The organism is Microbacterium sp. A93 (assembly GCF_051842835.1).
Genome location: NZ_JBPXMT010000003.1, coordinates 424378 through 450527, shown reverse-complemented (window position 1 = coordinate 450527; position 26150 = coordinate 424378). Strand labels below are relative to the sequence as shown.

Annotated in this window: 25 protein-coding genes; 21 read left to right on the top strand and 4 right to left on the bottom strand. The window is 68.9% G+C overall.

What is annotated here, in order from left to right; genetic code table 11:
- Window positions 1–21: 21 nt before the first annotated feature.
- From ACSU1G_RS10115 to ACSU1G_RS10105, 3 genes are all read right to left on the bottom strand, one after another.
- Window positions 22–2442, bottom strand: a complete 2421-nt coding sequence (locus ACSU1G_RS10115) for a hypothetical protein (protein ID WP_439279791.1) — start codon at window positions 2440–2442, stop codon at window positions 22–24.
- A 636-nt stretch (window positions 2443–3078) separates the two neighbouring features.
- Window positions 3079–3516: a VOC family protein gene (locus ACSU1G_RS10110; protein ID WP_439279790.1), complete on the bottom strand. Its 438-nt coding sequence runs from the start codon at window positions 3514–3516 to the stop codon at window positions 3079–3081.
- Between the two features lie 10 nt (window positions 3517–3526).
- Window positions 3527–4828, bottom strand: a complete 1302-nt coding sequence (locus ACSU1G_RS10105) for an APC family permease (protein WP_439279789.1) — start codon at window positions 4826–4828, stop codon at window positions 3527–3529.
- A 118-nt stretch (window positions 4829–4946) separates the two neighbouring features.
- Between ACSU1G_RS10105 and aspS the strand changes: the two genes are divergently transcribed.
- Genes aspS through ACSU1G_RS10090 form a run of 3 tightly spaced genes read left to right on the top strand, consistent with a single transcriptional unit; the run spans window position 4947 to window position 7769 of the window.
- On the top strand, window positions 4947–6794 hold the full coding sequence (gene aspS / locus ACSU1G_RS10100; protein ID WP_439279788.1) for an aspartate--tRNA ligase: 1848 nt from the start codon (window positions 4947–4949) through the stop codon (window positions 6792–6794).
- A gap of 1 nt (window position 6795) precedes the next feature.
- Complete coding sequence (locus ACSU1G_RS10095; RefSeq protein ID WP_439279787.1) at window positions 6796–7002, top strand: hypothetical protein; 207 nt, start codon at window positions 6796–6798, stop codon at window positions 7000–7002.
- Window positions 6981–7769, top strand: coding sequence for a DUF4232 domain-containing protein (locus ACSU1G_RS10090; protein WP_439279786.1), 789 nt, complete (start codon window positions 6981–6983; stop codon window positions 7767–7769). The genes ACSU1G_RS10095 and ACSU1G_RS10090 overlap by 22 nt, the downstream gene beginning before the upstream one ends.
- On the opposite strand, the gene dtd is transcribed toward ACSU1G_RS10090, so the two are convergent.
- The gene (dtd, locus tag ACSU1G_RS10085) at window positions 7766–8218 is read right to left on the bottom strand and encodes a D-aminoacyl-tRNA deacylase (RefSeq protein ID WP_439279785.1); all 453 of its coding nucleotides are present in this window, start codon (window positions 8216–8218) and stop codon (window positions 7766–7768) included. The genes ACSU1G_RS10090 and dtd overlap by 4 nt on opposite strands.
- Window positions 8219–8313: 95 nt before the next feature.
- Between dtd and ACSU1G_RS10080 the strand changes: the two genes are divergently transcribed.
- The 18 genes from ACSU1G_RS10080 (at window position 8314) to carA (ending at window position 26149) form a co-directional block, all read left to right on the top strand.
- Entirely contained in the window at window positions 8314–9771 is a 1458-nt protein-coding gene (locus ACSU1G_RS10080) for a replication-associated recombination protein A (protein ID WP_439279784.1), read from the top strand.
- Between the two features lie 41 nt (window positions 9772–9812).
- Window positions 9813–10349, top strand: coding sequence for a general stress protein (locus ACSU1G_RS10075; protein ID WP_439279783.1), 537 nt, complete (start codon window positions 9813–9815; stop codon window positions 10347–10349).
- 223 nt (window positions 10350–10572) lie between these two features.
- Complete coding sequence (gene rpsD / locus ACSU1G_RS10070; RefSeq protein WP_439279782.1) at window positions 10573–11199, top strand: 30S ribosomal protein S4; 627 nt, start codon at window positions 10573–10575, stop codon at window positions 11197–11199.
- Between the two features lie 130 nt (window positions 11200–11329).
- Complete coding sequence (locus ACSU1G_RS10065) at window positions 11330–11740, top strand: hypothetical protein (RefSeq protein WP_439279781.1); 411 nt, start codon at window positions 11330–11332, stop codon at window positions 11738–11740.
- A gap of 7 nt (window positions 11741–11747) precedes the next feature.
- On the top strand, window positions 11748–14489 hold the full coding sequence (gene alaS / locus ACSU1G_RS10060; RefSeq protein WP_439279780.1) for an alanine--tRNA ligase: 2742 nt from the start codon (window positions 11748–11750) through the stop codon (window positions 14487–14489).
- On the top strand, window positions 14486–15016 hold the full coding sequence (gene ruvX / locus ACSU1G_RS10055) for a Holliday junction resolvase RuvX (RefSeq protein ID WP_439279779.1): 531 nt from the start codon (window positions 14486–14488) through the stop codon (window positions 15014–15016). The genes alaS and ruvX overlap by 4 nt, the downstream gene beginning before the upstream one ends.
- Window positions 14997–16331, top strand: coding sequence for an endolytic transglycosylase MltG (mltG, locus tag ACSU1G_RS10050; protein ID WP_439279778.1), 1335 nt, complete (start codon window positions 14997–14999; stop codon window positions 16329–16331). The genes ruvX and mltG overlap by 20 nt, the downstream gene beginning before the upstream one ends.
- Window positions 16324–17223, top strand: a complete 900-nt coding sequence (locus tag ACSU1G_RS10045) for a shikimate dehydrogenase family protein (RefSeq protein ID WP_439279777.1) — start codon at window positions 16324–16326, stop codon at window positions 17221–17223. Before mltG ends, ACSU1G_RS10045 begins: the two co-directional genes overlap by 8 nt.
- 60 nt (window positions 17224–17283) lie before the next feature.
- Window positions 17284–18528, top strand: coding sequence for a chorismate synthase (aroC, locus tag ACSU1G_RS10040; protein WP_439279776.1), 1245 nt, complete (start codon window positions 17284–17286; stop codon window positions 18526–18528).
- Entirely contained in the window at window positions 18525–19106 is a 582-nt protein-coding gene (locus ACSU1G_RS10035) for a shikimate kinase (RefSeq protein ID WP_439279775.1), read from the top strand. Before aroC ends, ACSU1G_RS10035 begins: the two co-directional genes overlap by 4 nt.
- Complete coding sequence (gene aroB, locus ACSU1G_RS10030; RefSeq protein ID WP_439279774.1) at window positions 19103–20257, top strand: 3-dehydroquinate synthase; 1155 nt, start codon at window positions 19103–19105, stop codon at window positions 20255–20257. The genes ACSU1G_RS10035 and aroB overlap by 4 nt, the downstream gene beginning before the upstream one ends.
- An 81-nt stretch (window positions 20258–20338) precedes the next feature.
- Window positions 20339–20902: an elongation factor P gene (gene efp, locus ACSU1G_RS10025; RefSeq protein ID WP_439279773.1), complete on the top strand. Its 564-nt coding sequence runs from the start codon at window positions 20339–20341 to the stop codon at window positions 20900–20902.
- 20 nt (window positions 20903–20922) lie between these two features.
- Window positions 20923–21333, top strand: coding sequence for a transcription antitermination factor NusB (gene nusB, locus ACSU1G_RS10020; protein ID WP_439279772.1), 411 nt, complete (start codon window positions 20923–20925; stop codon window positions 21331–21333).
- Window positions 21334–21488: 155 nt separating this feature from the next.
- Window positions 21489–22094 (top strand): bifunctional pyr operon transcriptional regulator/uracil phosphoribosyltransferase PyrR, encoded by a 606-nt coding sequence (gene pyrR, locus ACSU1G_RS10015; protein WP_439279771.1) that lies wholly within the window; start codon window positions 21489–21491, stop codon window positions 22092–22094.
- Window positions 22091–23059, top strand: coding sequence for an aspartate carbamoyltransferase catalytic subunit (locus ACSU1G_RS10010; RefSeq protein ID WP_439279770.1), 969 nt, complete (start codon window positions 22091–22093; stop codon window positions 23057–23059). The genes pyrR and ACSU1G_RS10010 overlap by 4 nt, the downstream gene beginning before the upstream one ends.
- Window positions 23056–24414: a dihydroorotase gene (locus ACSU1G_RS10005; RefSeq protein ID WP_439279769.1), complete on the top strand. Its 1359-nt coding sequence runs from the start codon at window positions 23056–23058 to the stop codon at window positions 24412–24414. Before ACSU1G_RS10010 ends, ACSU1G_RS10005 begins: the two co-directional genes overlap by 4 nt.
- Window positions 24411–24965, top strand: a complete 555-nt coding sequence (locus ACSU1G_RS10000; protein WP_439279768.1) for a PH-like domain-containing protein — start codon at window positions 24411–24413, stop codon at window positions 24963–24965. Before ACSU1G_RS10005 ends, ACSU1G_RS10000 begins: the two co-directional genes overlap by 4 nt.
- A complete protein-coding gene (gene carA, locus ACSU1G_RS09995; protein ID WP_439279767.1) occupies window positions 24962–26149 on the top strand; it encodes a glutamine-hydrolyzing carbamoyl-phosphate synthase small subunit in 1188 nt (395 codons plus the stop codon). The genes ACSU1G_RS10000 and carA overlap by 4 nt, the downstream gene beginning before the upstream one ends.
- Window position 26150: the final 1 nt, after the last annotated feature.

The following is a 26150-nucleotide window of genomic DNA, read 5'->3' as shown; positions in this document are numbered from 1 at the left end:
CATGAAACAAACCACAGTCACTCATGAATTCGAGACGACACGAGACCGGATCTGTGCGACCTCCGATGCCAAAGAACTGGAGACTGGAGGCCAGATCCATCCACCGCTACCTAGCCCCACCTCGGACCAGCATTCGTCGAGGTATGTCCTGAACGCCTCAACGCGCGAGAGTCGATCGGTGATTGAGTAAACATTTCCGATCTGGGCCCGGGCGTTCTGCTCCAAAATCGGCGTGTCGACCAGGATTGCATCATGGTATGTAAATTGGGCTAAAAGGTTTTTTAGAGTGTAAGCTCCCACAGTCGTAATTCGCCCCCGGTCCGCGTGGGCGACGTCAAAATCCGACAATGGGGCTTCAATTAGCCGAAAGCGACCCAGATAATTAAGGGCAAAAGCTATTGCTTCTAGGGCATATCCGAGCCCTTGCAGGTGACGGTACACCTCCACGATCTCTACATACCCAGAACTATCCTTAGCGTCTCCCCTCGAAAGAATGTACTCAAGTGTCATCGGCAGGAGAAAGTGGTTACGGGGCTCTGGTCGGTCAATAGCGAACAGATTCGCTATAGGCGACATGTGAGGATCGTAGTACTCATTGTCGCCGTACATGAGCGACCGCAAAAACTCATGTACCGGAATAAAGTACTCGCCAGGATCCCGCTTTTCGACACCTATGATCTTCGCCGTATCGACATGTCCGCTGCCGATGAACTGCGTTACAAACGAGAGAGCACGGCGCATATTCCCGCCCGCCAGATTATCAATCAGAGCCAACAGGGGCCGGTTCCGCTTGAAGTTCGTTTCCAGCACGCGAAGGAACAGCTCAAGGTTCTCGCTCTCAAGCGTCAATCCGCCGCGCGACGTACGCACGTCCTCGCCACCCTCAAGCACCTGGAGGGCAAAGTCGGCCCGTTTCTGCAGCATCACGTCGGCACGCGGTGGAGCGATCGAAAAGACCCGAGGATGATAGCCCGAAATGGCGCCATACCGTTGAGACTCGTAATAGGTCTCTGGTCGTAGCGTTGCGAAGACGGTTGCATCCCATGAACTCGCCAACTCGTTGGCCGCTAAAAAGACCTTGTTCTGATCGTCATGGTCGCGCTGGTCTACATTGTCAAGGAAAATCACGACTTGACGGCGATGCGACCGCACAATACGGCTAATCGATCGCCTCAAGTGCTCACTTTCGTTCTCAATCTTCCCGCGTAAGAATGCTATTCGACGAAGCGCGTATTCTCGCTGGTCGATACCCTTGAGCTGTCCATCCACGCTTCGATCAAATCGCTCGAGATCACGACGGTAGAGATCTTCCACGAAGGCCGATTCGTCTACGTCAACGCCATATTGCTCAAAAAGAACGGTACGGATCCGCTCGATCGCATATTCGCTAGGAGAATCGAATGTGGCACCGCGGCCATAGTCAACGGTAATAGCGATAGCATCTTGGAAAACCGACCGCGCATCCACGCGCACTAGGTGCTGAATGAACGTGCTCTTCCCAGCTCCAACACCGCCAAGCAGCACGATCGGACGATGCGAAGCGGCGGCTGAGAGCGCCTCGTCGGACAGCGCAGGGTTGACGCCCTTCTTTGTGGTTGCCGGCTCCTCAACGGTTCCCATGTCGTTAAGCATCGCGGCGCTTCGACTCGTAAGAAGCTCGCGCGAGATCTCAGCATAGGAGGAGAGGGCGCCACTTGTTGCATAGCACTTCTGGAGGAAGAGATCGCTATAAGCCTCTTCTTGCGGCATATCTTCAAGCATGACTTCACCCATGATTTGCAGGTTGGACTGCATCGGATTTCGTCGTTTTGTCCCGGGATAACCGGGAATTGAGGCCGCTAATGGCGCCGGAGGAGCGGAGGTGCCGATGCTAAGCGCCGAGAAGATCCGTTTCGCGCGAAGCCCCTCGCGAGAGAGGGCGTTGTAGACAGTGACGAAGTTGTCACGCATAGCGGACAACGACGGGAACACTAGAGCTTTTCCTGCGAGTGGAGCAACGCCATCGTTCCGGCTGCCCAGAAATGCAACCCACTGATGTCCGTTGGTAACCACGCATGGTGCAACACCGCGATGGCCCGCATAGCGCATCACCTGCTCCATCGCGCGCTTTAGGTCTGAGTTTGAGCGATCAGCAAGCAGCGGTGGTATACCGCACAGCCCTGACTTGCTGTCCATCGGTATAGAGAAGCTGACGCCTTCGCGCTTGGCTTCTACAATTGCAAGCGTTCCGCCGTCATGTATTTCATAGTCGGTGTAACCGTCGGTTGAGTGTTGCTCTACGCGGATGAGGTCGCTGGGCCACTCCAAGACTCTTTGGAGCACGGTGTCGATGACATCGAACCTGGTCTGAGCCTCGTTTCGACCGCGCGCGCCCTCTTGACCGCCGTCGCTCTCGCGGTCGATTAGCCGCTCAAGTTCAGCGAATCCCTCGTCAAATGGCACGTCTGGTCCTTTCGCTTCGCTCGCCAGTTATCTGCAACGCTCCATGCGACAGCGCCTCCAGCCTATTGGCACTGAGCCGGGGCCACGAAGTTCTCATCACAGAACCACATGAGGGGTTGTTGCATCGTGGCGACTGCCGCCCGCGTTCAGGACGTCTCGGCGAAAGGCCGCAGGGTCTCCGACTCCCTAGTGAGGAGGTGTCCCGCAAGCCGAACCCCCACCGCCAACACCCGCCACTGACCTGCCTGCACGCAAGCACACCTCACGCGGTTTCCCGTAACACCCGTCTGGTGACTTCTCCGGGGAGGGGACGGCAAAAGGCACACCCCAGGATGCGGTTCCGGGGCAGACAACGTCGGTGATAGTCCCTGTAACACTCAATCGGTTCAGCGTGCATTCTCCGTCGTCCGCGATCAGGGCCCTGGCCACTCTGCGGCCAGCCCAGATTCAACGGTGCACGTTCCCTCTGCCTCGATGGAGACCCTCCCCAGGGGAACGTCCTCGACGGTGGCGGCCCATCCATCCGACAACTCCTGCGTATCGACCACCACATCATCCCGTGCCCCGAAGAGTGACGTCGTCTGTGGTGCCCTGACCTCCTGAAGGCACCGCAGTGAGGAGAGAGGAGAAGGGTCGTCACCCCTTCTTCAGTTCCTCGGCCAGCATCACGATGATCCCGCTCGGGCCCCGCACATAGGTGAGCTGGTAGACGTCTCCATAGGTCGCCACACCGCGCAGCGGATAGCATCCGTGCCTCGCGGCGATGGCCAGTGCCTCGTCGAGGTTGTCCACGGAGAAGGCGACGCGGTGCATGCCGATCTCGTTCGGCCGGGTGGGTTCCGTCTCGATCGCCTCGGGTTGGATGTACTCGAAGAGTTCGATCCGGCCGCCGCCGTCCGGTGTCTGGAGCATGGCGATGTTGGTGTGGTTGCCGTCGAGCCCCACCGCGGTGTCCGCCCACTCGCCGCTGACGGTGTCCCGGCCGAGGACACTCAGCCCGAGGTCGGTGAAGAAAGCGATGGTCGCCTCAAGGTCCCGCACGGCGATCCCGACGTTCTCGAACCTGGTGCCCATGCGCTGCACGTTACCGCCGGGCCCGCCGCCACACCACCACAGCCCGCCCCGCCAGACCGACCGCGAACACCCCCAGCATCACCAGCACAGACACCCACGGCAGGGTCGCCGCCAGCACCACGCACAGGAGCGCACCGGCCACGTTCAGCCAGCGCGGCGCCCGCACCACCCGCTCGGTCAGGGTGAAGGCCGCCAGGTTCGCCACCGCGTAGTAGACGAGCACGCCGAAGGAGGAGAAGCCCACCACCGTCATCACGTCCGCGGTCAGGATCAACGCCACCACCACGGCGCCGGCCACCACCTGCGCCACCCACGGCACCGACGTCCGCGGTGAGACGGCGGCCAGAGGCCGGGGGAGGTCGCCCTCGCGGGCCATGGCCAGCCCGGTCCGGGACAGCCCTGCCACCAGGTTCAGCATCGAGCCCAGACTGGCCAGGGCCGCACCGAGCACCGCGAGCCAGATCCAGCCCTCCCCGAATAGCACGGACACCGCATCCCGCACGGGCGCAGTGGAGCCGGCCAGCCCCGCCGTGCCGAGGGTCCGCTGGAGGGCGGTGGTCAGCAGCACGTACACCACCAGGGTGAACGCCAGGGCGCCGAAGACGGCCCGCGGGATGGTCCGGCGCGGGGAGCGGACCTCCTCACCCAGCGTCGCGATCCGCGCGTAGCCGGCAAAGGCGAAGAACAGCAGACCGGCCCCCTGCAGCACGCCCCACAGTGCGCCCCACACCTCCGGATGCGCACCCGGTGAGCCGAGCGCGGGATCGGCGGGGCCGGCGTCGGGCGCGGGGAAGACCAGCCCGGCCACGATCACCAGCCCGAGGATCAGCACCACCGGGACCACGATCGCCACGGTGGCCTGGACCGTGCGGGTGATGCCGAGCAGGTTCATCCCCGTCAGGAGCACGACGGCGGCCGCCGCCACCCAGCGCGCGGTCCAGGTGGCCGCGCCGGACTCGGCCCCCGGCACCACATACAGGGCGAAGGTGTAGGCCATGGCCGCGATGGAGGCGGACTTCCCGGTCACGAAACCCCACCCGGCCAGGAACCCGGCCCACTCTCCCAGCTGACGCCGGCCGAAGGTGTAGGCGCCGCCGGAGGTCGGGTGCACGGCGGCCAGCTGCGCCGTGGAGAGTGCGTTGATCCACGCCACCACCCCGGCCAGGGCCAGGGCGATCAGCAGCAGGGTGCCGGCCCGCGCGGCGGCGAGTCCGAGGGCGGTGAACACCCCGGCCCCGACCATGGAGCCGATGCCGATGACCACCGCGCCGGGCAGGCCGAGGCGCCGTTGCAGTCCTGCGTGATCGCCCATGCGCTCCACCCACTAGAATCAACGTCGGAACCGTCCCGCCTGTGCGGGGCCAAGACGTGACTACGTCTCTATCACGCTCATCGAAACGCCCGGTGGACCGGGACCGGAAGGACCATCAGTGCTGCGCACCCATCAGCTGGGCGAACTCAACGCCTCGCTCATCGGACAGACCGTCACCGTCACCGGATGGGTGGCACGCCGCAGAGACCACGGCGGGGTGGCCTTCATCGACCTGCGCGACGCCTCGGGCTTCGCCCAGGTGGTGGTACGGGACGAGAAGGACTTCGATCCGCTGCGCAACGAGTACGTCCTGCAGATCACCGGTACGGTGGAACGCCGCCCGGAGGGCAACGAGAACCCCTCACTGCCCTCCGGCGAGATCGAGCTCATCACCGACACCGTGACGGTGCTGAACACCGCCGCGCCGCTCCCGTTCCAGATCGACGAGCATGTGGAGGTCGGTGAGGAGGCCCGGCTGCGCCACCGCTACCTGGACCTGCGCCGCCCGGAGCCGGCCCGCATCATGCGCCTGCGCTCCGAGGTCAACCGGACTGCGCGCAACCTGCTGCACGACGAGGGCTTCATCGAGGTCGAGACCCCGACCCTGACCCGCTCCACCCCCGAGGGTGCCCGTGACTTCCTGGTCCCGGCCCGCCTCTCCCCGGGCTCCTGGTACGCCCTGCCCCAGTCCCCGCAGCTGTTCAAGCAGCTGCTGCAGGTCGGCGGGATCGAGAAGTACTTCCAGATCGCCCGCTGCTACCGGGACGAGGACTTCCGCGCCGACCGCCAGCCCGAGTTCACCCAGCTGGACATCGAGGCCTCCTTCGTGGAGCAGGACGACATTATCGCTCTCGGTGAGAAGATCGTGAAGTCCGTCTGGTCGCTGGTGGGCGTGGACGTGCCCACCCCGATCCGCCGCATGACCTATCACGAGGCCATGGAGAAATACGGCTCGGACAAGCCGGACCTTCGCTTCGGCCTGGAACTGACGGACCTCACCGAGTACTTCGCCGAGACCCCGTTCCGCGTGTTCAAGGCGCCGTACGTGGGTGCCGTGGTGATGCCGGGTGGCGCCTCGCAGCCGCGGCGCACCCTGGACGCCTGGCAGGAATGGGCCAAGCAGCGTGGGGCCAAGGGCCTGGCCTATGTACTGATCCAGGAGGACGGCAGCCTCACCGGCCCGGTCTCCAAGAACATCTCGGATGAGGAGAAGGCCGGACTGGCCGCCGCCACCGGTGCGTCCGCCGGTGACTGCATCTTCTTCGCAGCCGGCGAGACGAAGGCCTCCCGCGCCCTCCTCGGCGCCGCCCGCGTGGAGATCGGCCACCGCGTCGGCCTCATCAAGGACGCCGGCCCGGGCGTGCCCGCCGCCGAGGCGGACTGGGCCTTCGTCTGGATCGTGGACGCCCCGATGTTCGAGCCCGCGGCGGACGCCGTGGCCTCAGGCGATGTGGCCGTGGGTGCCGGGCAGTGGACGGCGGTGCACCACGCCTTCACCTCCCCGAAGCCCGAGTTCGCGGACACCTTTGACACGGATCCGGCCTCGGCGCTGGCCTACGCCTATGACATCGTGGTCAACGGCAACGAGGTGGGCGGTGGTTCCATCCGTATCCACCAGGAGGCCATGCAGGAGCGGGTCTTCCAGGTCATGGGCCTGGCGCAGGAAGAGGCGCAGGAAAAGTTCGGCTTCCTGCTGGAGGGCTTCAAGTACGGTGCCCCGCCCCACGGCGGCGTCGCCTTCGGCTGGGACCGGATCGTGGCCCTGCTGGCGGGCACCGACTCCATCCGGGACGTCATCGCCTTCCCGAAGACGGGCAACGGCTACGACCCGCTGACCGCCGCCCCGGCTGCCATCACCCAGCAGCAGCGCAAGGAGGCCGGTGTGGACGCGAAGCCGGAACCGAAGGAGGCCGAGACACCCGCGGCCAAGGCGCCCCAGGACTCCGCCGACACCACGGGTGCCTGAGGTGTCCGAGCCCCAGGACCGTGAGGTCCGCGCCGTCCCGCCGACCGCGGTCCGGCTGCTGCCGGTCCTCATCGCGGTCTTCGGCCTGAGCATGCTGATCGACTCGACCACCGACTGGCCCGTGTGGGTGCGCTGGATCCTGTCCATCGGCGGCGGGATGGTGGCCCAGTACATCGTGGTCAAGGTGTGGGCGGCACGCCAGCGGTGAACCCGCGCCGGGCCCGGCCGACTCGGTGTGCTGCCGCCGTCCCCGCCCTGTTGGTCCTGGTGGCGCTCCTGTCCGGCTGCGCTGCGGGGACTACGGGGACTGCAGAGACTGCGGGGACTACGACGACGGCCGCGCCGGTCCCGCAGGACCGCGCGCCCGCCGCGGTGGGGGAGGCCCACGAATCCGAGGTGCCGTCCGGCTGGGCCGAGCCCGGTGATGGTCCGGTGACCCCGGTGGAGGGGCTGGACGCTGAGGACCGGCGTGCGCTGCTCCGGATCCGGGCCTCCTCGGACCCGGTGGAAGCGGCCTGCACCGGGGAAGACCTCGCCGCGGAACTGAGCTTCACGGACGCGGCCCTGGGACACCGCTACGGTCTCATCACCGTGACCCACACGGGGGTGGGGGACTGCGCTGTCCGGGGGTATCCGGGGCTCGGTGCCCGCGGCGCGTGGGGGAACCCCTTCGTCAACGAACTCGAGCAGAACCCCGTGGATCTGCACGGCCGGTACCTGCCGGGCGGGGACGAGTCTGTGCCCCAGACCCTCACCCTCAGCGCGGGGGAGTCCGCTCAGCTCCTGGTGGAATGGACCGGGACCCTGGGTGGGGCCGAATCCGAGCCGCTGGGGGATCTGCTCCTGCAACCCTTCCGCGGCGCGGACGCCGTGGTGGTCACCGGGGCCGCCGAGCAGGCCTCCGACCTCTCGATGTTCACCACCGTGAAGGTGGGGCCGTTCCTGCAGCCCGAGGCAGAGCCGGGAACCGGCTAACCGCGCCGCGGCCCCTTCAACTCGTCCGTGTCCACCCAGACGGTGAACGGCCCGGAGTTGACCAGGGACACGTCCATCATCGCCCCGAAGACCCCGCGCTCCACGGGCACGCCCCGGTCCTGCAGCTCGGCGATGAACAGCTCATACAGCGGCTCGGCCGCCTCACCCTTCGCCGACCGTGACCACGAGGGGCGCCGGCCCTTGCGCACGTCCCCGTAGAGGGTGAACTGGCTGACCACCAGGGCGCCGGCGCCGGCGGACACCAGCGAGGCCTCGTCCTGCAGGATCCGCAGGTGCGCCACCTTCTCCGCCAACTGCCTCGCCTCAGTCTCCGTGTCCGCCACACTGACACCCAACAGGACCACGAGCCCGGGGGAGTCGAGGCGCCCCGTCACGGTTCCGTCCACGGTCACACTGGCGGTCCTCGCCCTCTGCAGCACAGCTCTCATGCTGACCAGTCTGGTGCATCTCTGGTGCATCTCTGGTGCATCGGGCCGGACGGACCGGACGGACCGGAGTCAGGACCGGCGGCTAGGCTGGACCGGTGAGTGATCTGTTCAGTGCGTTCGGCGGCGCCGGCCCCGAGGATGACGGGGAGACGGAGGAGCGCCCGAGTGCCCCCCTGGCGGTGCGGATGCGACCCCGCACCGTGGACGAGGTGGTCGGTCAGCAGCACCTGCTGAAGCCGGGTTCCCCCCTGCGCAAACTGGCCGAAGGATCGGCCGGTGGGCCGGGCGCCCGAGGCGCGGGGCCGTCGTCGTTGATGTTGTACGGGCCTCCCGGAACCGGTAAGACCACCCTGGCCACCGTGATCGCGCGCGGGCCGAGCCGCAAGTTCGTGGAACTGTCCGCGATCAGGGCGGGTGTCAAGGACGTGCGGGCCGTCATGGACCAGGCCCTGAACGACCGTGACCTCTACGGCCGCACCACGGTGCTGTTCCTGGACGAGATCCACCGCTTCAACAAGGCGCAGCAGGACGCGCTGCTGCCCGGGGTGGAGAACCGTTGGGTGGTGCTCGTGGCCGCCACCACCGAGAACCCCTCCTTCTCCGTGATCGCCCCGCTGCTCTCCCGCTCCATCATGCTCACGCTCAAGCCACTCACAGACGAGGACGTGGGCGGGCTGCTGGACCGGGCCGTGGCGGACGAGCGGGGTCTGGGTGGGAGCGTGGAGTTGGACGAGGAGGCCCGCGAGTACCTGGTGCGGATGGCCCAGGGGGACGCCCGGCGCGGCCTGACCACCTTGGAGGCCAGCGCCGGCGTGGCGCTGGACCGGTACGAGAGCGGGGACCCCGGGGAACCCGACGCCCTGCCGGTCATCACCCTGCAGGACGCCGCGCAGGCCATGGACCGGGCCGTGCTGCGCTATGACAAGGCCGGAGACCAGCACTATGACGTCATCAGTGCCTTCATCAAGTCGATCCGCGGCTCGGATGTGGACGCCTCCCTGCACTACCTGGCCCGGATGCTGGAGGCGGGGGAGGACCCGCGGTTCATCGGGCGTCGGCTGATCATCTCGGCCTCCGAGGACATCGGGATGGCGGATCCGACCGCGCTGCAGACGGCGGTGGCGGCCGCCCAGGCCGTCCAGCTGATCGGCATGCCGGAGGGCCGGCTGGTGTTGGCCGAGGCCACCGTCCACCTGGCCACGGCGCCCAAGTCCAACGCCTCCTACGCCGCCATCAACGCCGCGGTGGCGGACGTGCGCGCCGGCCTGTCCGGGGAGGTGCCGACCCATCTGCGGGATGCCCACTACCCGGGTGCCGCGGCGCTGGGGCACGGCAAGGGCTACGTCTACTCCCATGACGCCCCGCACGGGGTGGCCCGCCAGCAGTACCTGCCGGACACGCTCCGGGACAAGGACTACTACCGGCCCACGCAGCACGGCGTGGAGCGCAACCTGGGGGAGCGGTTGCAGCAGTTGCGGTCCATCATCCGGGGCACCGGGACTGGCACCGGGACTGGCACCGGGACTGGCAGGGAAACGGGGCCACGCGACTAGGCTGGAGGTGTCCGTATCCGCTCGAATCAGGAGGATGCACCATGACCACCCCAGCCCACCACCCCGCCGACACCCCCGGCCGCGGCATCGTGCCGAACACCGCCGACGTGGACTACCGGATCCTGCAGACCGTGGCCTCCTATGAGCAGGCGCAGGAACTCGTGGACCGGCTCTCCGACGGCGGATTCCCGGTGGAGAAGTCCCGGATCGTGGGGACCGGTCTGCGGTCCGTCGAGCAGATCACCGGCCGGCTGACCACCGGCAAGGCGGCTGGACGGGGAGCCCTCGGCGGACTGTGGTTCGGCCTGATGATCGGCATCCTGTTCCTGATCCTGGCGCCCGGAGACTTGTTCCTCATCCTGCTCCTGGCTTTGGGCTTCGGCGCCGTCTGGGGTGCCATCTTCGGCGCCCTGGGCCACGCCGCCACCCGCGGACGCCGGGACTTCTCCTCCATCCAGGTCATGGAGGCCGCATCCTATGACGTGCTCGTGGAGGCCACCCACATCACCCTGGCCGCCCAGGTGGCGGACGGGCAGCCGATGCCGGGGAGCGATGATGGCGCGGATCAAGCCCGGTAACTGGTAGTCTGGTCTGCTGTCTGGCAAGCGCCGCCGGTTTTCACCTCGTCCCTCGAGTGCGGCGCTGTAGCAATGACGGGCAGCGGCATGCCCCTCAGCTCTCCTCGTGGACGTGCAGGAGGCCAGGTTCCGGTCCACCCTTGTCACACCGTGGGAGCCCCCATGACCGTGTCAGGACCGGAGACAAACCAGAACCGTGTCGCATGACAAGAAAGGTCCATTCGTGGCTTCCAACCTCCGTACACGCCGTACCGTGCGCCACTCGCGCGCCCTCGGCATTGCCCTCACCCCCAAGGCCGAGAAGTACATGGAGCGCCGTCCGTACGGTCCCGGCCAGCACGGCCGTGCCCGTCGCAAGGCCGACTCCGACTACTCGGTGCGCCTGAAGGAAAAGCAGCGCCTGCGCGCCCAGTACAACATCCGTGAGGCGCAGATGCGCCGCTACTTCGAAGAGGCCAAGCGCACCGCCGGTCTGACCGGTGAGAACCTGGTCGAGCTGCTGGAGATGCGTCTTGACGCCCTCGTGCTGCGCTCCGGCTTCGCCCGCACCATCCAGCAGGCCCGCCAGATGGTCGTGCACCGCCACATCATGGTGGACGGTGCCCGCGTGGACCGTCCGTCCTTCCGCGTGAAGGAGGGCCAGCTGATCCACGTCCACACCCGTTCCGAGAAGATGGTCCCCTTCCAGATCTCGGCCACCGGCGCCCACCAGGCCGTCCTGCCGACCGTCCCGGGCTACCTGGATGTCGAGATCGAGAAGCTGCAGGCCAAGCTCTCCCGCCGCCCCAAGCGCACCGAGGTCCCCGTGACCTGCGAGGAGCAGCTCGTGGTGGAGTACTACGCACGCTGATCCCCTTCCGTGGATCCGCTGCACCGCAGCACACCGGAACCCGGCCTCCCCGAACAGGGGGTGCCGGGTTCCGGCATTTAACCGCGGCCCCGGTAGGGTGGACCAGGCACCGAATCGAAAGGACCACGCCGTGATCAAGCGCGTCATGCTGGTGGGAGTGGGGGCGGCCGTCGGCTGGCTCGGTCACACCGTGTTCAGCAAGGGCCGGGACGCGGCGGCAGTCCGCGCCGAGGAGACCCTCCGCAACACCCTGAACCCGGAGAACATCGGCCGCAACGCCGGTCAGGCCGCGGCCACCGCCCTGGCCGCCAGCGCCCGGTCCTTCGCGTACCAGCTGCGCGAGGAGGTCCCCGCGTGGAAGACCCTGGCCTCCACCCTGGCGGACCCCACGCCGCAGCCCGCCCCCTCCGGTGACACCCGTGACACCCGTGACACCCGTGACGCCTCAGGCCCAGCCTGGGATGCGGCCCACACCACCATCTCGGGCACGGCCACATCGGCGCCCGCCACCGACCCCACCAACCCACGAAAGCAGTCGTAGCGCCGTCATGAAGTCGCAGGACATCGCCAGCCGCTGGCTGGAATTCTTCGCCCAGAAGGACCACGCCGTCGTCCCCTCGGCCTCGTTGGTCTCCCCGGACCCGTCGTTGCTGTTCACCATCGCCGGCATGGTCCCCTTCATCCCCTATTTCCTGGGTGAGGAGCCCCCGCCGTACCAGCGCGCCGCCTCGGTGCAGAAGTGCATCCGCACCGCGGACATCGAGGAGGTCGGCAAGACGGTCCGGCACGGCACGTTCTTCCAGATGTGCGGCAACTTCTCCTTCGGCGACTACTTCAAGGAACGCGCCATCCCGATGGCGTGGGAGCTGCTGACCACCGGCCAGGAGCGGGGCGGTTACGGCCTGGACCCGGAGCGGCTGTGGGTCACCGTGTATGAGGAGGATGACGAGGCGGCGCGCATCTGGCGCGAGGACGTCGGCGTCCGGCCCGAACGCATCCAGCGCCTGGGCAAGGCGGACAACTACTGGAACACCGGTCAGCCCGGCCCCGGCGGCCCCTGCTCCGAGATCTTCTATGACCGCGGTCCGGCGTACGGCCCGGACGGCGGGCCCGCGGTGGACGACACCCGGTACATGGAGATCTGGAACCTCGTCTTCATGCAGTACCAGCTGTCCGAGGTCCGCACCAAGGAGGACTTCGACGTGGCCGGGGAACTGGCGCACAAGAACATCGACACCGGCCTCGGCCTGGAGCGCCTGGCGATGATCCTGCAGGGCGTGGAGAACATGTACGAGACGGACCAGGTCCGTCCCGTCCTGGACCGCGCGGCGGCCCTGGCCGGCAAGGAGTACTCCTCCACCGAGGACCCGGTCGACCCGAAGTACGCGGACGACGTCCGGCTGCGCATGGTGGCGGACCACGTCCGCTCGGCCCTGATGCTCATCTCGGACGGCGTGGTCCCCGGCAACGAGGGCGGCGGCTACGTGCTGCGCCGCCTGATCCGCCGCGCGGTGCGGGCCATGCGTCTGATGGGCGTGACCGAGCCGGTGCTGCCCGAGCTGCTGCCGGCCTCCCGTGATGCCATGAAGGGCACCTACCCGCAGGTCGGGCAGGAGTTCGACCGGATCGGGCGCATCGCCTACAACGAGGAGAAGGCGTTCCTGCGGACCATCGCCGCCGGTACCGCCCGCATGGACACCGCCGTCGCCGCCGCCCAGAGCGGCAGGACTGGCATCTCCGGCCACGACGCCTTCGAGCTGCATGACACCTACGGCTTCCCGATCGACCTCACCCTCGAGATGGCCCAGGAGGCCGGCGTGAGCGTGGACGAGGCCGGCTTCCGCGAGCTCATGACCGAGCAACGCACCCGGGCCCGCCAGGACGCCAAGTCCAAGAAGTCCGGCCACGTGGACTCCTCGGCCTACCGCCAGCTGCAGGCCTCCGGGGACACCGTCTTCACGGGCTACACCGAGCACACCACGGCCTCCCGCATCCGCGGGCTGCTCTCCGAAGGACAGCAAGTCGCCTCGGGGACCGCCGGCCAGGAACTGGAACTGGTGTTGGACGCCACCCCGTTCTACGCCGAGGCCGGTGGCCAGGCCGCGGACACCGGATACATCACGGGCGACGGCTTCGTGGTGGAAGTCCTGGATGTCCAGGCCCCCCTCAGAGGTCTGAGCGTCCACCGGGTCAAGGTCACCGAGGGCGAGGTGCCGGCCGGCGTCGAGGCCGTCGGCGCCATCGACCTGCAGCGCCGACTGGACGCCCAGAAGGCCCACACGGGAACCCACCTCGTGCACGCCGCCCTGCACCAGATCCTCGGCCCGGAGGCCACCCAGTCCGGCTCCTTCAACAAGGAGGGCTACCTGCGCTTCGACTTCCGCTGGGGCGAGGCCATGAGTGAGATGGCCCGCTCCGAGGTGGAGGACGTCTCCAACCTCGCGATCCGGGACAACCACCCCGTCCTGAGCCGCGAGATGTCCCTGGACGAGGCCCGCGGCCTCGGGGCCATGAGCCTGTTCGGGGAGAAGTACGGCGACCGCGTCCGCGTGGTCGAGGTCAACGGCGCCTGGTCCCGCGAGCTGTGCGGTGGCACGCACGTCGGCGCCACGGCGGAGATCGGTTCCCTGGCCCTGCTCGGCGAGCAGTCCGTGGGCTCCGGCAACCGCCGCGTGGAGGCCCTCGTCGGCTTGGACGCCTTCCGTCACCTGGCCACCGAGCGCACCCTCGTCAACGAGCTGACCAGCCTGCTCAAGGTGCCCGCGGACCAGGTCAAGGACCGGGTGGCCGGCACGCTGGCCCGGCTCAAGGAGGTCGAGAAGGAACTGACCGCGCTCCGGGCCGCGCAGCTGCAGGCCGAGGCCTCAGGACTGGTCCAGCAGGCCGTCGAGGTCTCCGGCACCCAGGCCACCGTGAGACTGCTGGCCCACGACGCCGGACCGGTCGGCTCGGGCGACGAGCTGCGGACCCTGGTCCTGGACCTGCGCTCCCGGCTGGAGAACGCCGCCGGCAACGCGGCGGGCACCCCCGCCGTGGTGGCCATGGCGGGAACCGCCAAGGGGCGCCCCCTCGTGGTCATCGGCACCAACCAGGCCGCCCGGGATGCCGGGCTCAAGGCCGGGGCGCTCGTCAAGACGGCCTGCGGCGTGCTCGGCGGAGGCGGCGGCGGCAAGGACGACCTCGCCCAGGGCGGTGGTCAGGACGCGGGCCAGATCGCTGCGGCCCTGGCCGCGGTCCAGGATGCCGTCGGCGCAGGAATCGGTGCTGCGGCCGGAGCCGCGGGCGCGTGAGCGGCTCGGTACAACGGGGGGTCCGGCTCGGGGTGGACGTGGGTCAGGCCCGCGTCGGCCTCGCGGCCTCGGACCCGGACGGCATCCTGGCGACCCCGGTGCGCACCCTGAAGCGTGACACCAAGAAGGGCCACGACCGGCGGATGATCGTCCGGGAGGCCTTGGAACGGGACGCCGTGGTGGTCTACGTGGGCCTGCCGGTCAACCTGCAGGGACGGTCCACCGCCTCCACCGAGGACGCCGTGCAGTACGCGGAGGACCTCGCCGGGCAGCTGCACGCCGCCGGCAGCGCCGCGCGGGTGCACCTGGTGGACGAGCGGCTCAGCACCGTCTCGGCGCACCGCCAGCTGCGGGAGGCGGGCCGTGACACGCGAACCCACCGGGCCGTGGTGGACCAGCTGGCGGCGGTTCAGATCCTCGAGCAGGCGTTGAATATGCAACAATCACTCCAGCGGGACGCCGGGCGTCCCGTTGCCGTGCCAGCACCCGACGGAGAGGATGGGACACGTGGCCGATCTGACTCCTGAAGGCCCCGAAGAGGACACTCCGGTGACCCGGCGTGAACTGCGGCGCCGTGAGTCGGAGCAGGACGGACCGGCCATGGAGGAAGACCTCCGCGAATACCCGGACGCCGCTGGCGACGGCCAGTACGCCCCGGCCCAGGATTCCATGTCGAAGCGGAACCCCGTCATCGTCCGTCCCGCCGGACGCAAGGGCTACCAGACGGTCATGGTCAATCGGGACCATTCCCCGGACGCCCAGGCGAAGAAGGCGGCGCGCCGCAAGCGCCGTCGTCGCCGCAACATCGTGTTGGTCTCCGCCTTCGCGGCGTTCGTGGTGCTCGTGGCGGGCCTGTCCTTCGCCCTCAAGACCATCCTCCCGTCTCCGGCCGCTGAGGACTACCCCGGCCCGGGCGGTCAGGACGTCAGTTTCACCGTCAATGAGGGTGAGGGGGCCCTGGCGATCGGCAGCCGGCTCGCGGAGCAGGACATCGTGGCCAGCAGCGAGGCGTTCATCGAGGCGGTCAACCAATCCCGGTCCGAGAATTCCATCCAGGCGGGGGACTACCCGCTGAAGCTGCAGATGACGGCCGCGGACGCCGCCGCCATCCTGTTGCGAGACGGCCAGGGCCAGGTCCACTATGTGGCGGTCAACCGGGGGATGCGCCTGAACGAGGCCATCCAGGCCGTGAGCGAGTCCACCGGGGTCCCCGTGGCGGACCTCGAATCGGCGACCGAGAATCCCGAGGACTTCGGCCTGCCAGCCGAGGCCCTGACCCTGGAGGGGTACCTGGCCCCCGGCGAGTACCGCTTCCCGGTGGATGCCGAACCCGCTGAGATCTTCGCCCAGATGATCGAGCCCACCCTGGCCGAGCTGGAGGAGCAGGGCATCACGGACGAGGCGGAGCAGTTCCGCACCGTCACGATCGCCTCCATCCTCGAGGCCGAGGCGCTCACGGACGACTACCCGATCGTGGCCGGGATCATCGAGAACCGCCTGCACCCGGACAACCCGGAGACCGGTGGCTACCTGCAGATCGACGCCACCGTGATCTACGGGCTGGGTCAGCGTCAGCTGCAGTTCTCGGAGGAGGACAAGAAGGACGCCTCCAACGAGTTCAACACCTACGCCCACCGCGGCCTGCCCCCCGGACCGATCGGGGCGCCCTCCACCCAGGCCCTGGACGCGGCGGCCCACCCGGAGGACAACGACTTCTACTACTGGGTGACCACCAACATCGAGACGGGCGAGACGAAGTTCGCCAAGGACTATGCGCAACACCGCGTCTACCAGCAGGAGTACCGCGACTACTGCGCCGAGAACGAGGAGATCTGTGGTTGAGCTGACGGCCGGTGTCCTGGGACACCCCATCTCACACTCGAAGTCCCCGGCCCTGCACCGGGTCGGCTACCAGGCCCTGGGCCTGACGGTGGACTACCAGGCGCATGACGTGACCCCGGAGCAGCTGCCCGCGTTCATGCAGACGCTGACCGGCCCGTGGCTGGGGTTGTCCGTCACCATGCCGTTGAAATCGGCCATGATGGCCGAGGTGGACCGGTTCTCCCCGCGGGCCGCACGGCTCGGATTCCTCAACACGGTGGTCTGGGATGAGGCGGGCACCTCCACGGCGTACAACACCGATGTGGAGGGGATCGTGGAATCCCTGGCCTTCGCCGGCTATGACAAGGCGGCGACCGGCGGCCGGATGGGCATCCTCGGCGGCGGGGGGACCGCCGCCGCGGCCATCGCCGCCGCTCAGCTGATGGAGTTGTCCGGTGTGGACCTGTTCGTCCGTACCCCGGCCAAGGCCGCGGAGCACGCCGAACTGGCTCGCGGCTTCGGGCTCGAGCCGGAGGTCCGGCTGCTGGAGGATTTCCCGACGGCGGCGCCGGGGTTCCGCGCGGTCGTCGCCACCCTGCCCCCGCGGGCAGCGGACCCGACGGCGGATCTATTGACGGCGGGGATGCTGAGCGCAGCAGATGCCGGGGCACTGCCTCCGTTGCTGGACGCCGCCTACGACCCCTGGCCCTCGGCGCTGGCCGCCGCGTGGGAGTCCGGGGGCGGCCAGGTGGTCAGTGGACTGGAGATGCTGCTCTATCAGGCGGTGGAACAGGTGCGCCTGTGCAGCGCGCGGGTCCTGCCGGCCGGGAGCACGCCCGATTGGGATGCCGTCACCGCGGCGATGGCTGCCGCCGTCGGTCTCTCCCCGCGCACCTCTGTGCCCGGCTCCTGATCGGGGTCGAAACGGTCACATGGTCGGTTGCGGTCGCGGGATCATGAGAGAATCGGGTCCATGGTGCGCTGGTTGACAGCGGGCGAATCTCATGGGCCCGCACTCGTAGGAATCATTGAAGGAATGCCCGCGGGCATCCCCCTGACCACCTCTATGGTGCAGGACGCCTTGGCGCGCCGTCGTCTCGGCTATGGCCGGGGCGCCCGCATGAAGTTCGAGCAGGACCAGGTCACCCTCAAGGGCGGCGTGCGGCACGGCTCGACCCTCGGCTCGCCCGTGGCTATCGAGATCGCCAACACCGAATGGCCCAAGTGGGAGAAGGTCATGTCGGCCGATCCCGTGGAACCGGCGGAGCTGGAGGGCGTGGCGCGCAACGCCGCCCTCACCCGTCCCCGCCCCGGCCATGCCGACCTCGCCGGGATGCAGAAGTACGGCTTCGATGAGGCCCGCCCCCTGTTGGAGCGCGCCTCGGCGCGCGAGACGGCCGCCCGCGTGGCCCTGGGCACGGTGGCCTCCTCCTTCCTGGCCGAGCTGGGCATCCGGACCGTGTCCCACACCACCGCCGTGGGCACCGTCGCCGTGCCGGAGGGTGCGGCGCTGCCCACCCCCCAGGACGTGACGGCGCTCGACGCCGACCCCCTGCGCTGCTTCGACCAGCCCACCTCGGACGCCATGGTCGCCGAGGTGGATGCCGCCCACAAGGAGGGCGAGACCCTCGGTGGCGTGGTGGAGGTCCTGGCCTACGGTGTCCCCGTGGGGCTGGGCAGCCACGTGCACTGGGACCGGCGCCTGGACTCCATGCTCTCGGGCGCCCTGATGGGTATCCAGGCCATCAAGGGCGTCGAGGTGGGGGATGGATTCACCACCGCGGCCCGGCGGGGCACCGCCGCCCACGACGAGATCATCCGCGGCACCGACGGCCACCCCGTGCGCACCTCGAACCGGGCCGGCGGCATCGAGGGCGGCATGAGCACCGGGGGAGTGGTCCGCGTCCGCGCCGGGATGAAGCCCATCGCCACCGTCCCCCGGGCGTTGCGAACGGTGGACACCGCCACCGGTCAGGACACCAAGGCCCACCACCAGCGCTCCGACGTCTGCGCCGTGCCGGCAGCCGGCGTGGTGGCCGAGGCCATGGTGGCCCTCGTGCTCGCCCAGGCCGTGCTGGAGAAATTCGGCGGGGACTCGGTGGCGGAGACGCGCCGCAACCTCCAGTCCTTCGTGGCCGCACTCGACCCGTTGCCGGTCCCCGAGACCGCCGCCGCCGAGGCCTCCGCAGAGGCACCCATGGGCGATCCGCTGCAGTGAGTTCGGCAACGGGCGGCTCGTCCACGTGGTCTCCTGGTCGGCGGATCGTGCTGGTGGGACCCATGGGTTCCGGCAAATCGACTCTCGGCTCCGTCCTGGGCCGCCGGCTGGGCGTGCAACGGCTGGACGCCGACGATCTCTTCGTGGCCCGGTACGGCCCGATCGCCCCCTACTTCTCGACCCGTGGTGAGCCGGCCTTCCGCCAGGCGGAGGAAGAGGTGATCGCGGAGGTGCTGTCCCGCGCCGAACCCTGCGTGCTGTCCCTGGGCGGGGGAGCGGTCCTCAGTGCCCTCACCCGTGACCGGCTGGCACAGGGCTCCCACGTGGTCTACCTGACGGTGGACGAGGACGCCGCCCTGGAACGACTCAAAGGCGGTGCCGGCCGCCCGGTCCTGGCCGGGGACCCCGGCCGCACCTGGCGCCGTATCCTCGCCGAACGAGACGGCTTGTACCGTGAGGTGTCGCAGTGGACGGTGGACACCACCGGCCGCTCGACCCCCGGCCTCGCCGACCAGATCATCCGCCTGATACGCACGGCGGAAACCCCATCGAAAAACCACAGGAGTGTCCATCCATGACCGAGCCGATCGTCCCGTCCACCGCAGCTGAGACCGCAGCTGAGACTGACACCGTCGAGGACGCCACCGTCATCCCGGTCTCCGGGGGATCGGCAGCCGAGGCCACCGGTGGATACGACGTGGTGGTGGGCAAGGGGCTGCTGGGCCGACTGCCGGACATGCTGGGCCCCACGGTCCGCCGCGTCCTGGTGGTCCACCCCCGCGCCCTGCGTGCCACGGGGGATGTGGTCAAGTCAGACCTGGAGACCGCCGGATACCAGGCGCTCACGGCGGAGATCCCGGACGCCGAGGAGGGCAAGCACATCCAGGTGGCCGCCTTCTGCTGGCAGGTCCTGGGCCAGAACGACTTCACCCGATCCGATGCCGTGGTGTCCGTGGGCGGCGGCTCGGTCTCCGATGTCTCCGGCTTCGTGGCGGCCACCTGGCTGCGCGGCGTCCGGGTGGTCCACATCCCCACCACCCTGCTCGGGATGGTGGACGCCGCGGTCGGCGGCAAGACCGGCATCAACACGTCCGAGGGCAAGAACCTCGTGGGCTCCTTCCACCCCCCGGCCGGCGTCCTCGCGGACCTGGACACGCTGCTGACCCTGCCGCCGAACGAGTTGGTCTCCGGCCTGGCCGAGGTCGTCAAATGCGGCTTCATCGCGGACCCGGAGATCCTGCGGATCATCGAGTCCTCGCCGGAGCAGGCCCAGAACCCCCACTCGCGCCAGCTGCGGGAACTGATCGAGCGCTCCATCGCCGTGAAGGCGCAGGTGGTCTCGGACGACCCGCGGGAAGCCGGGTTGCGGGAGATGCTCAACTACGGCCACACCCTGGGCCACGCCATCGAGCTGGCCGAGCGCTATCAGTGGCGTCACGGTGCGGCCGTGTCCGTGGGTCTGGTCTTCGCCGCCGAACTGGCACGGTCCGTGGGCCGGCTGGATGACGCCACGGCGGACCGCCACCGCACCATCCTCGAGTCCCTCGGGCTGCCGACCCAGTACGCTGCCGGCAAGTGGGAGGCCCTGCTGGACGGGATCCGCCGGGACAAAAAGAACCGTGGGGACCAGCTGCGGTTCGTCCTGTTGGACGGACTGGCCAAGCCGACCACCTACGACGTCCCGGACGCCTCGCTGCTCTTCGCGGCCTATCAGGAGATCTCGGAGTAGTCCCATCCCCTAGAATGGGCGACTGGACTGCGCCGCGCCGACGCCATCGACCGGCCCACCACACACAGACGGAGAGTGACAGTGGCAACGAGCAATGACATCAAGAACGGCACCGTCCTGAAGATGGACGGCCACCTGTGGAACGTCATCGAGTTCCAGCACGTGAAGCCGGGCAAGGGCGGAGCCTTCGTCCGCACCAAGATGAAGAACATCTCCACGGGCAAGCTCGTGGATAAGACCTTCAACGCCGGCGCCAAGATCGAGACCGCCACCGTGGACCGTTCGGACTACGAGTACCTGTATCAGGACGGCGAGGACTTCGTGTTCATGGACCTGGACACCTATGACCAGATCACGGTGCTGGCGGCCGTGGTGGGTGAGGCCTCGAACTTCATGCTCGAGAACCAGAAGGTCACCATCGCCATGAACGAGGGCACGCCGCTGTACATGGACATGCCGCCGTCCGTGGTGCTGGAGATCACCTACACCGAGCCGGGTCTGCAGGGGGACCGGTCCTCGGCGGGCACCAAGCCGGCCACCGTGGAGACCGGCTACGAGATCCAGGTCCCGCTGTTCGTGGACCAGGGCACCAAGGTCAAGGTGGACACCCGCACGGGTGACTACCTCGGCCGCGTGAACGACTGACGGATCGACGGGTCAGATCAGTGAGTGCACGAGGAAAAGCACGGCGGCGCGCCCTGGACATCCTCTTCGAGGCTGAGCAGCGCGGAACCGCCCCGGAAGCGGGGGTCAGCTCCCGCCGCACGTCCACGGAACAGGTGATCAACCCGTACACCGTGGAGATCACCCAGGGCGTGGTGGCCGAACAGGAGCGGATCGATGAGATCCTGTCTTCCTACGCCCAGGGCTGGACCCTGGACCGGATGCCCGCAGTGGACCGGGCCATCCTGCGGATCGGTGCCTGGGAACTGCTGTTCAACGACGACGTGCCGGACCGGGTGGCCGTGTCCGAGGCCGTCACGATGGCCAAGGAGCTCTCCACGGACGACTCCCCGGACTTCGTCAACGGCCTGCTGGGCCGGCTCCAGCAGCTCAAGCCGACCCTGCTCGACTGAGACGCCGCCCCAGCACGGCCCACGGCCACGTCATGCGGCCGTCGCGGAGCCGACCGCATCGGCCGCGGTGCTAGGGTGGACGGCGGACCAACACGCCCCAGCAGGGGATGCGATTCCTTTAAATTCCGTCCTGTGAGGCGGGGAAGGAGGCACGTGTGCAGCCTGAGAGCCGCGCTGTGCGTACTGTCCGTCAGGTCTTGACCGCGGCGGACATCGACCGGGCACTGACCCGGATCGCCCACGAGATCCTGGAGTCGAACAAGGGCCCGGAATCCCTGGTGGTCCTCGGCATCCCGCGCCGTGGCGTCCCGCTGGCCGAACGGCTGGCCGCCAAGCTCGGCCGGATCGAAGCCGGCTTCGACGCCGCCGCCGCGACCGGGGAATTGGACGTCACCCTCTACCGTGACGACCTCCGCCGCTCCATCTCCCGCACCCCCGCACCGACCCGGCTGCCGACCGCCGGCATCGACGGCGCCACGGTGGTGCTCGTGGACGATGTGCTGTTCTCCGGACGCACCATCCGCGCCGCCCTGGACGCCCTGAACGACTTCGGCCGCCCGGCGGCCGTGCGCCTGGCCGTCCTGGTGGACCGCGGCCACCGCGAACTGCCGATCCGAGCCGACTTCGTGGGGAAGAACCTGCCCACCTCCACCGCCGAGCGTGTCCAGGTGCGGCTCGTCGAGGTCGACGGGGCGGAATACCCCGAGGACGCCGTCTCCATCCTGGACGTGGCACCGGCGGCAGGGGAGGCGGCGCGGTGAAGCACCTGCTCTCCACCCAGGACCTCTCCCACTCAGAGGCCCTGAGGATCCTGGACACCACGGAGGAGATGTCCGCCGTCTCCGGCCGCGAGGTCAAGAAGCTTCCCGCCCTGCGCGGCCGCACCGTGGTCAACCTCTTCCTCGAGGACTCCACGCGCACCCGCATCTCCTTCGAGGCGGCTGCCAAGCGGCTCAGCGCGGACGTCATCAACTTCTCCGGCAAGGGCACCTCGGTGTCCAAGGGCGAGTCGCTCAAGGACACCGTCCAGACACTCGAGGCCATCGGCGCCGATGCGATCGTGATGCGGCACTGGGGCTCCGGCGCCGCCGCCCAGCTCGCGGACTCCGGATGGATCCGGTCCGCCGTGATCAACGCCGGTGACGGCACGCACGAGCATCCCACCCAGGCACTGCTGGACGCGTTCACGCTGCGCCGGCACCTGGCGCAACGGAACGGGATCGCACCGCACGGCACCGACCTGGCCGGGATGAAGGTCGTGATCGTCGGGGACATCCTGCACTCACGCGTGGCCCGCTCCAACCTGTGGCTGCTGACCACCCTGGGGGCCGAGGTCACGCTGGCCGCGCCCCCCACCCTGATCCCGATCGGGGCGGGGGACTGGCCCTGCACCGTGACGTACTCCCTCGATGCGGCCCTGGCCACCGCCCCGGACGCCGTCATGATGCTGCGGGTGCAGTCCGAGCGGATGCACGACGCGTTCTTCCCCTCCGCCGCCGAGTACACCCGGTCCTGGGGGCTGACGGACGAGCGACTGGCCGTGATCGAGGCCTCCGGCGTCCGGGACGCCGTGATCATGCATCCCGGCCCGATGAACCGCGGCCTGGAGATCTCGGCCGCGGCCGCGGACTCCGCCCGCAACACCGCCCTGGAACAGGTCGCCCACGGCGTCTCCGTCCGGATGGCCGTCCTCTACCTGCTGCTGAACCAGAAGGAGCCCGCATGAGCCCCACACCTCCGAACCGGTACCTGATCACCGGCGGCACCCTGCCGAACGGCACCACCGCGGATGTCCTCGTGGAGGACGGCCTGCTGGCCGCCGTCGGGCAGGATCTCCCGACGCCGGCCGGCACCGAGGTGCTCGACGCCCGGGACCGGGTGGTCCTGCCGGGCCTGGTGGACCTGCACGCCCACCTGCGCCAGCCCGGCCGTGAGGACGCGGAGACCGTCCAGACGGGGACCCGCGCCGCGGCGCTCGGCGGTTTCACCTCGGTCCACGCCATGGCCAACTCGACGCCGGTCGCGGACTCGGCGGGCGTCGTCGAGCAGGTCTGGCAGCTGGGCCGTGAGGCCGGCTGGTGTGACGTGCACCCGGTCGGCGCCGTGACGGTGGGCCTGGGCGGGGAACGCCTGGCCGAGCTGGGCGCGATGGCCGAGTCCAGGGCCCGGGTCCGGGTGTTCTCCGACGACGGCATGTGCGTGGCCGACCCGGTGATGATGCGCCGCGCCCTGGAGTACGTCAAGGCCTTCGACGGCGTGATCGCCCAGCACGCGCAGGAGCCGAAGCTCACCGACGGCGCCCAGATGAACGAGGGGGCCCTGTCCTCCATGCTCGGCCTGGCCGGCTGGCCGGCCGTGGCGGAGGAGGCCATCATCGCCCGGGACGTGCTGCTGGCCCAGCACGTGGGCTCCCGGCTGCACGTCTGCCACGTCTCCACCGCCGGGTCGGTGGAGATCATCCGCTGGGCCAAGGAACGCGGGATCGACGTCACCGCCGAGGCCACGCCGCACCACCTGCTGCTGACCGAGGAGCTCGTCCGGACCTACAACCCGGTCTACAAGGTCAACCCGCCGCTGCGCCGCGAGACCGATGTCATGGCGCTGCGCGAGGGGCTGGCGGACGGCACCATCGACACCATCGGCACGGACCACGCGCCCCACACCGCGGAGACCAAGGAATGCGAGTGGACGGTGGCCGCCATGGGCATGACGGGGCTGGAGACCGCCCTGCCCGTGGCGCAACTGGCCCTCGTGGACACCGGCCTGATGGACTGGGCGGGGATCTCCCGGATCCTGAGCTCGACGCCGGCCCGCATCGCCCGCGTGGCCGACCAGGGGCGGATCTCCCCGGCGGGGGTCTTCGAGATCGGAGCCCCGGCCAACCTCACGGTCTACGACCCTGGAGTCACCCGGACCGTGGACCCGGACACCCACGCCACCAAGTCCCGCAACAGCCCCTACCGCGGGATGGAACTGCCCGGCCAGGTCACCGACGTGTTCAACCACGGCCACCCGGTGGTGCGTGACCGGGCCCTGGCCACGCCGCGCACGAACCGCCAGACAGGAACCACCCAGCAGTGAACGAGGACCTCAGCGCCGAATACACCCTCATCGGGATCCTGACCGGCATCGGACTGGTGGTCTTCGTGGCCCTGATGTGGTGGGGATGGCGTCACCGCAAGCGACGCCAGCAGGACCTGGCGGCTCCGGCCGCCGTGCCGAAATCCGTCCTGGGTTCCGAGCCGCTGGCTGGTGCTGAAGGCATGTACGTCGCCACCGTCCGCGGCCAGGACTACCTGGACCGGGTCGCGGTCCACGGCCTGGGGCTGCGCACCAATGCCCGGCTGGAGGTCCACGACTCCGGGGTGGCCCTGTTCCGCGAGGGCAGCCCGAACCTGTTCATCCCCCGGGCGGACCTGCGTGAGGCGGGCCTGGCCTCCGGCATGAGCGGCAAGTTCGTGGAGAAGGACGGCCTCGTGGCGGTGACCTGGATGCTGGGCGGCCAGGAGGTCTCCACCGGCTTCCGGACCCGCACCTCACCGGACCGAGACCCGCTGCTGGCCGCCCTCCGAGAACTGATCAACCCCACCACAGACCCGACGACCGACCCGCAGATGGAGAACAACTCGTGAGCCTACTGAACCGCACGCCCGCCGTGCTGGTCCTGGCCGACGGCACCGCCCACCACGGCCACGCCTACGGTCAGACCGGCACCACCCTGGGTGAGGCCGTCTTCACCACCGGCATGACCGGCTACCAGGAGACCCTGACGGACCCCTCCTACGCCCGGCAGATCATCGTGCAGACCTTCCCGCACATCGGCAACACCGGGGTGAACACCGAGGACGCCGAGTCCCGGGCCGTCTTCGCCGCCGGCTACGTGGTGCGTGATGCCGCCCGCCGGGTGTCGAATTGGCGCGCCGAGCGCAGCCTGGACGAGGAGCTGGAGGCCCAGGGCGTCGTCGGGATCCAGGGGGTGGATACCCGCGCCATCACCCGGCACCTGCGCTCCGCAGGCTCCATGAAGGCCGGGATCTTCTCCGGGGAGGCGGCCCAGCGGCCCCTCGCCGACCTCGTGGCCGAGGTGGCGGCCCAGCCGTCCATGGCCGGTGCCCGGCTGGCCGAAGAGGTCACCGCGGCGGAACCCTATGTGGTGGAGCCCGCCGATCACGGCTGGACGGGAGAACCCCTGCACACCGTGGTGGCCCTCGACCTCGGCCTGAAGGCCGCCACCCCGCTCCACCTGGCGGCCCGGGGCATCCGACTCCACGTCCTGCCCGCCACCGCCACGTTCGAGGACATCACGGCGCTGGACCCGGACGGCGTCTTCCTCTCCAACGGGCCCGGGGATCCGGCCACGGCCGATGACCAGGTGGCCCTGACCCGGAGGGTCCTGGACGCCGGACTGCCGTTCTTCGGCATCTGCTTCGGCCACCAGGTCTTCGGCCGGGCGCTCGGCTTCGAGACGTACAAGCTGCCCTTCGGCCACCGCGGGCCCAACCAGCCCGTCATGGACAAGGCGACCGGCCGGGTGGAGATCACCTCGCAGAACCACGGCTTCGCCGTGGACGCACCGTTGGGCGATCCGATCACGGCCCCCCAGTCGCAGTACGGCCGGGTGGAGGTCTCGCACTGGTCCCTCAACGACCAGGTGGTCGAGGGGTTGCGGCTGCTGGACCGCCCGGCCTTCTCCGTGCAGTTCCACCCCGAATCCGCCGCCGGACCCCATGACTCGGTCCCGCTGTTCGACCGGTTCATCGCCCTGATGTCCGGCACCGCCTCCTCCACCACCTCCCAGCCCGCCGAAGGAGCCTGAG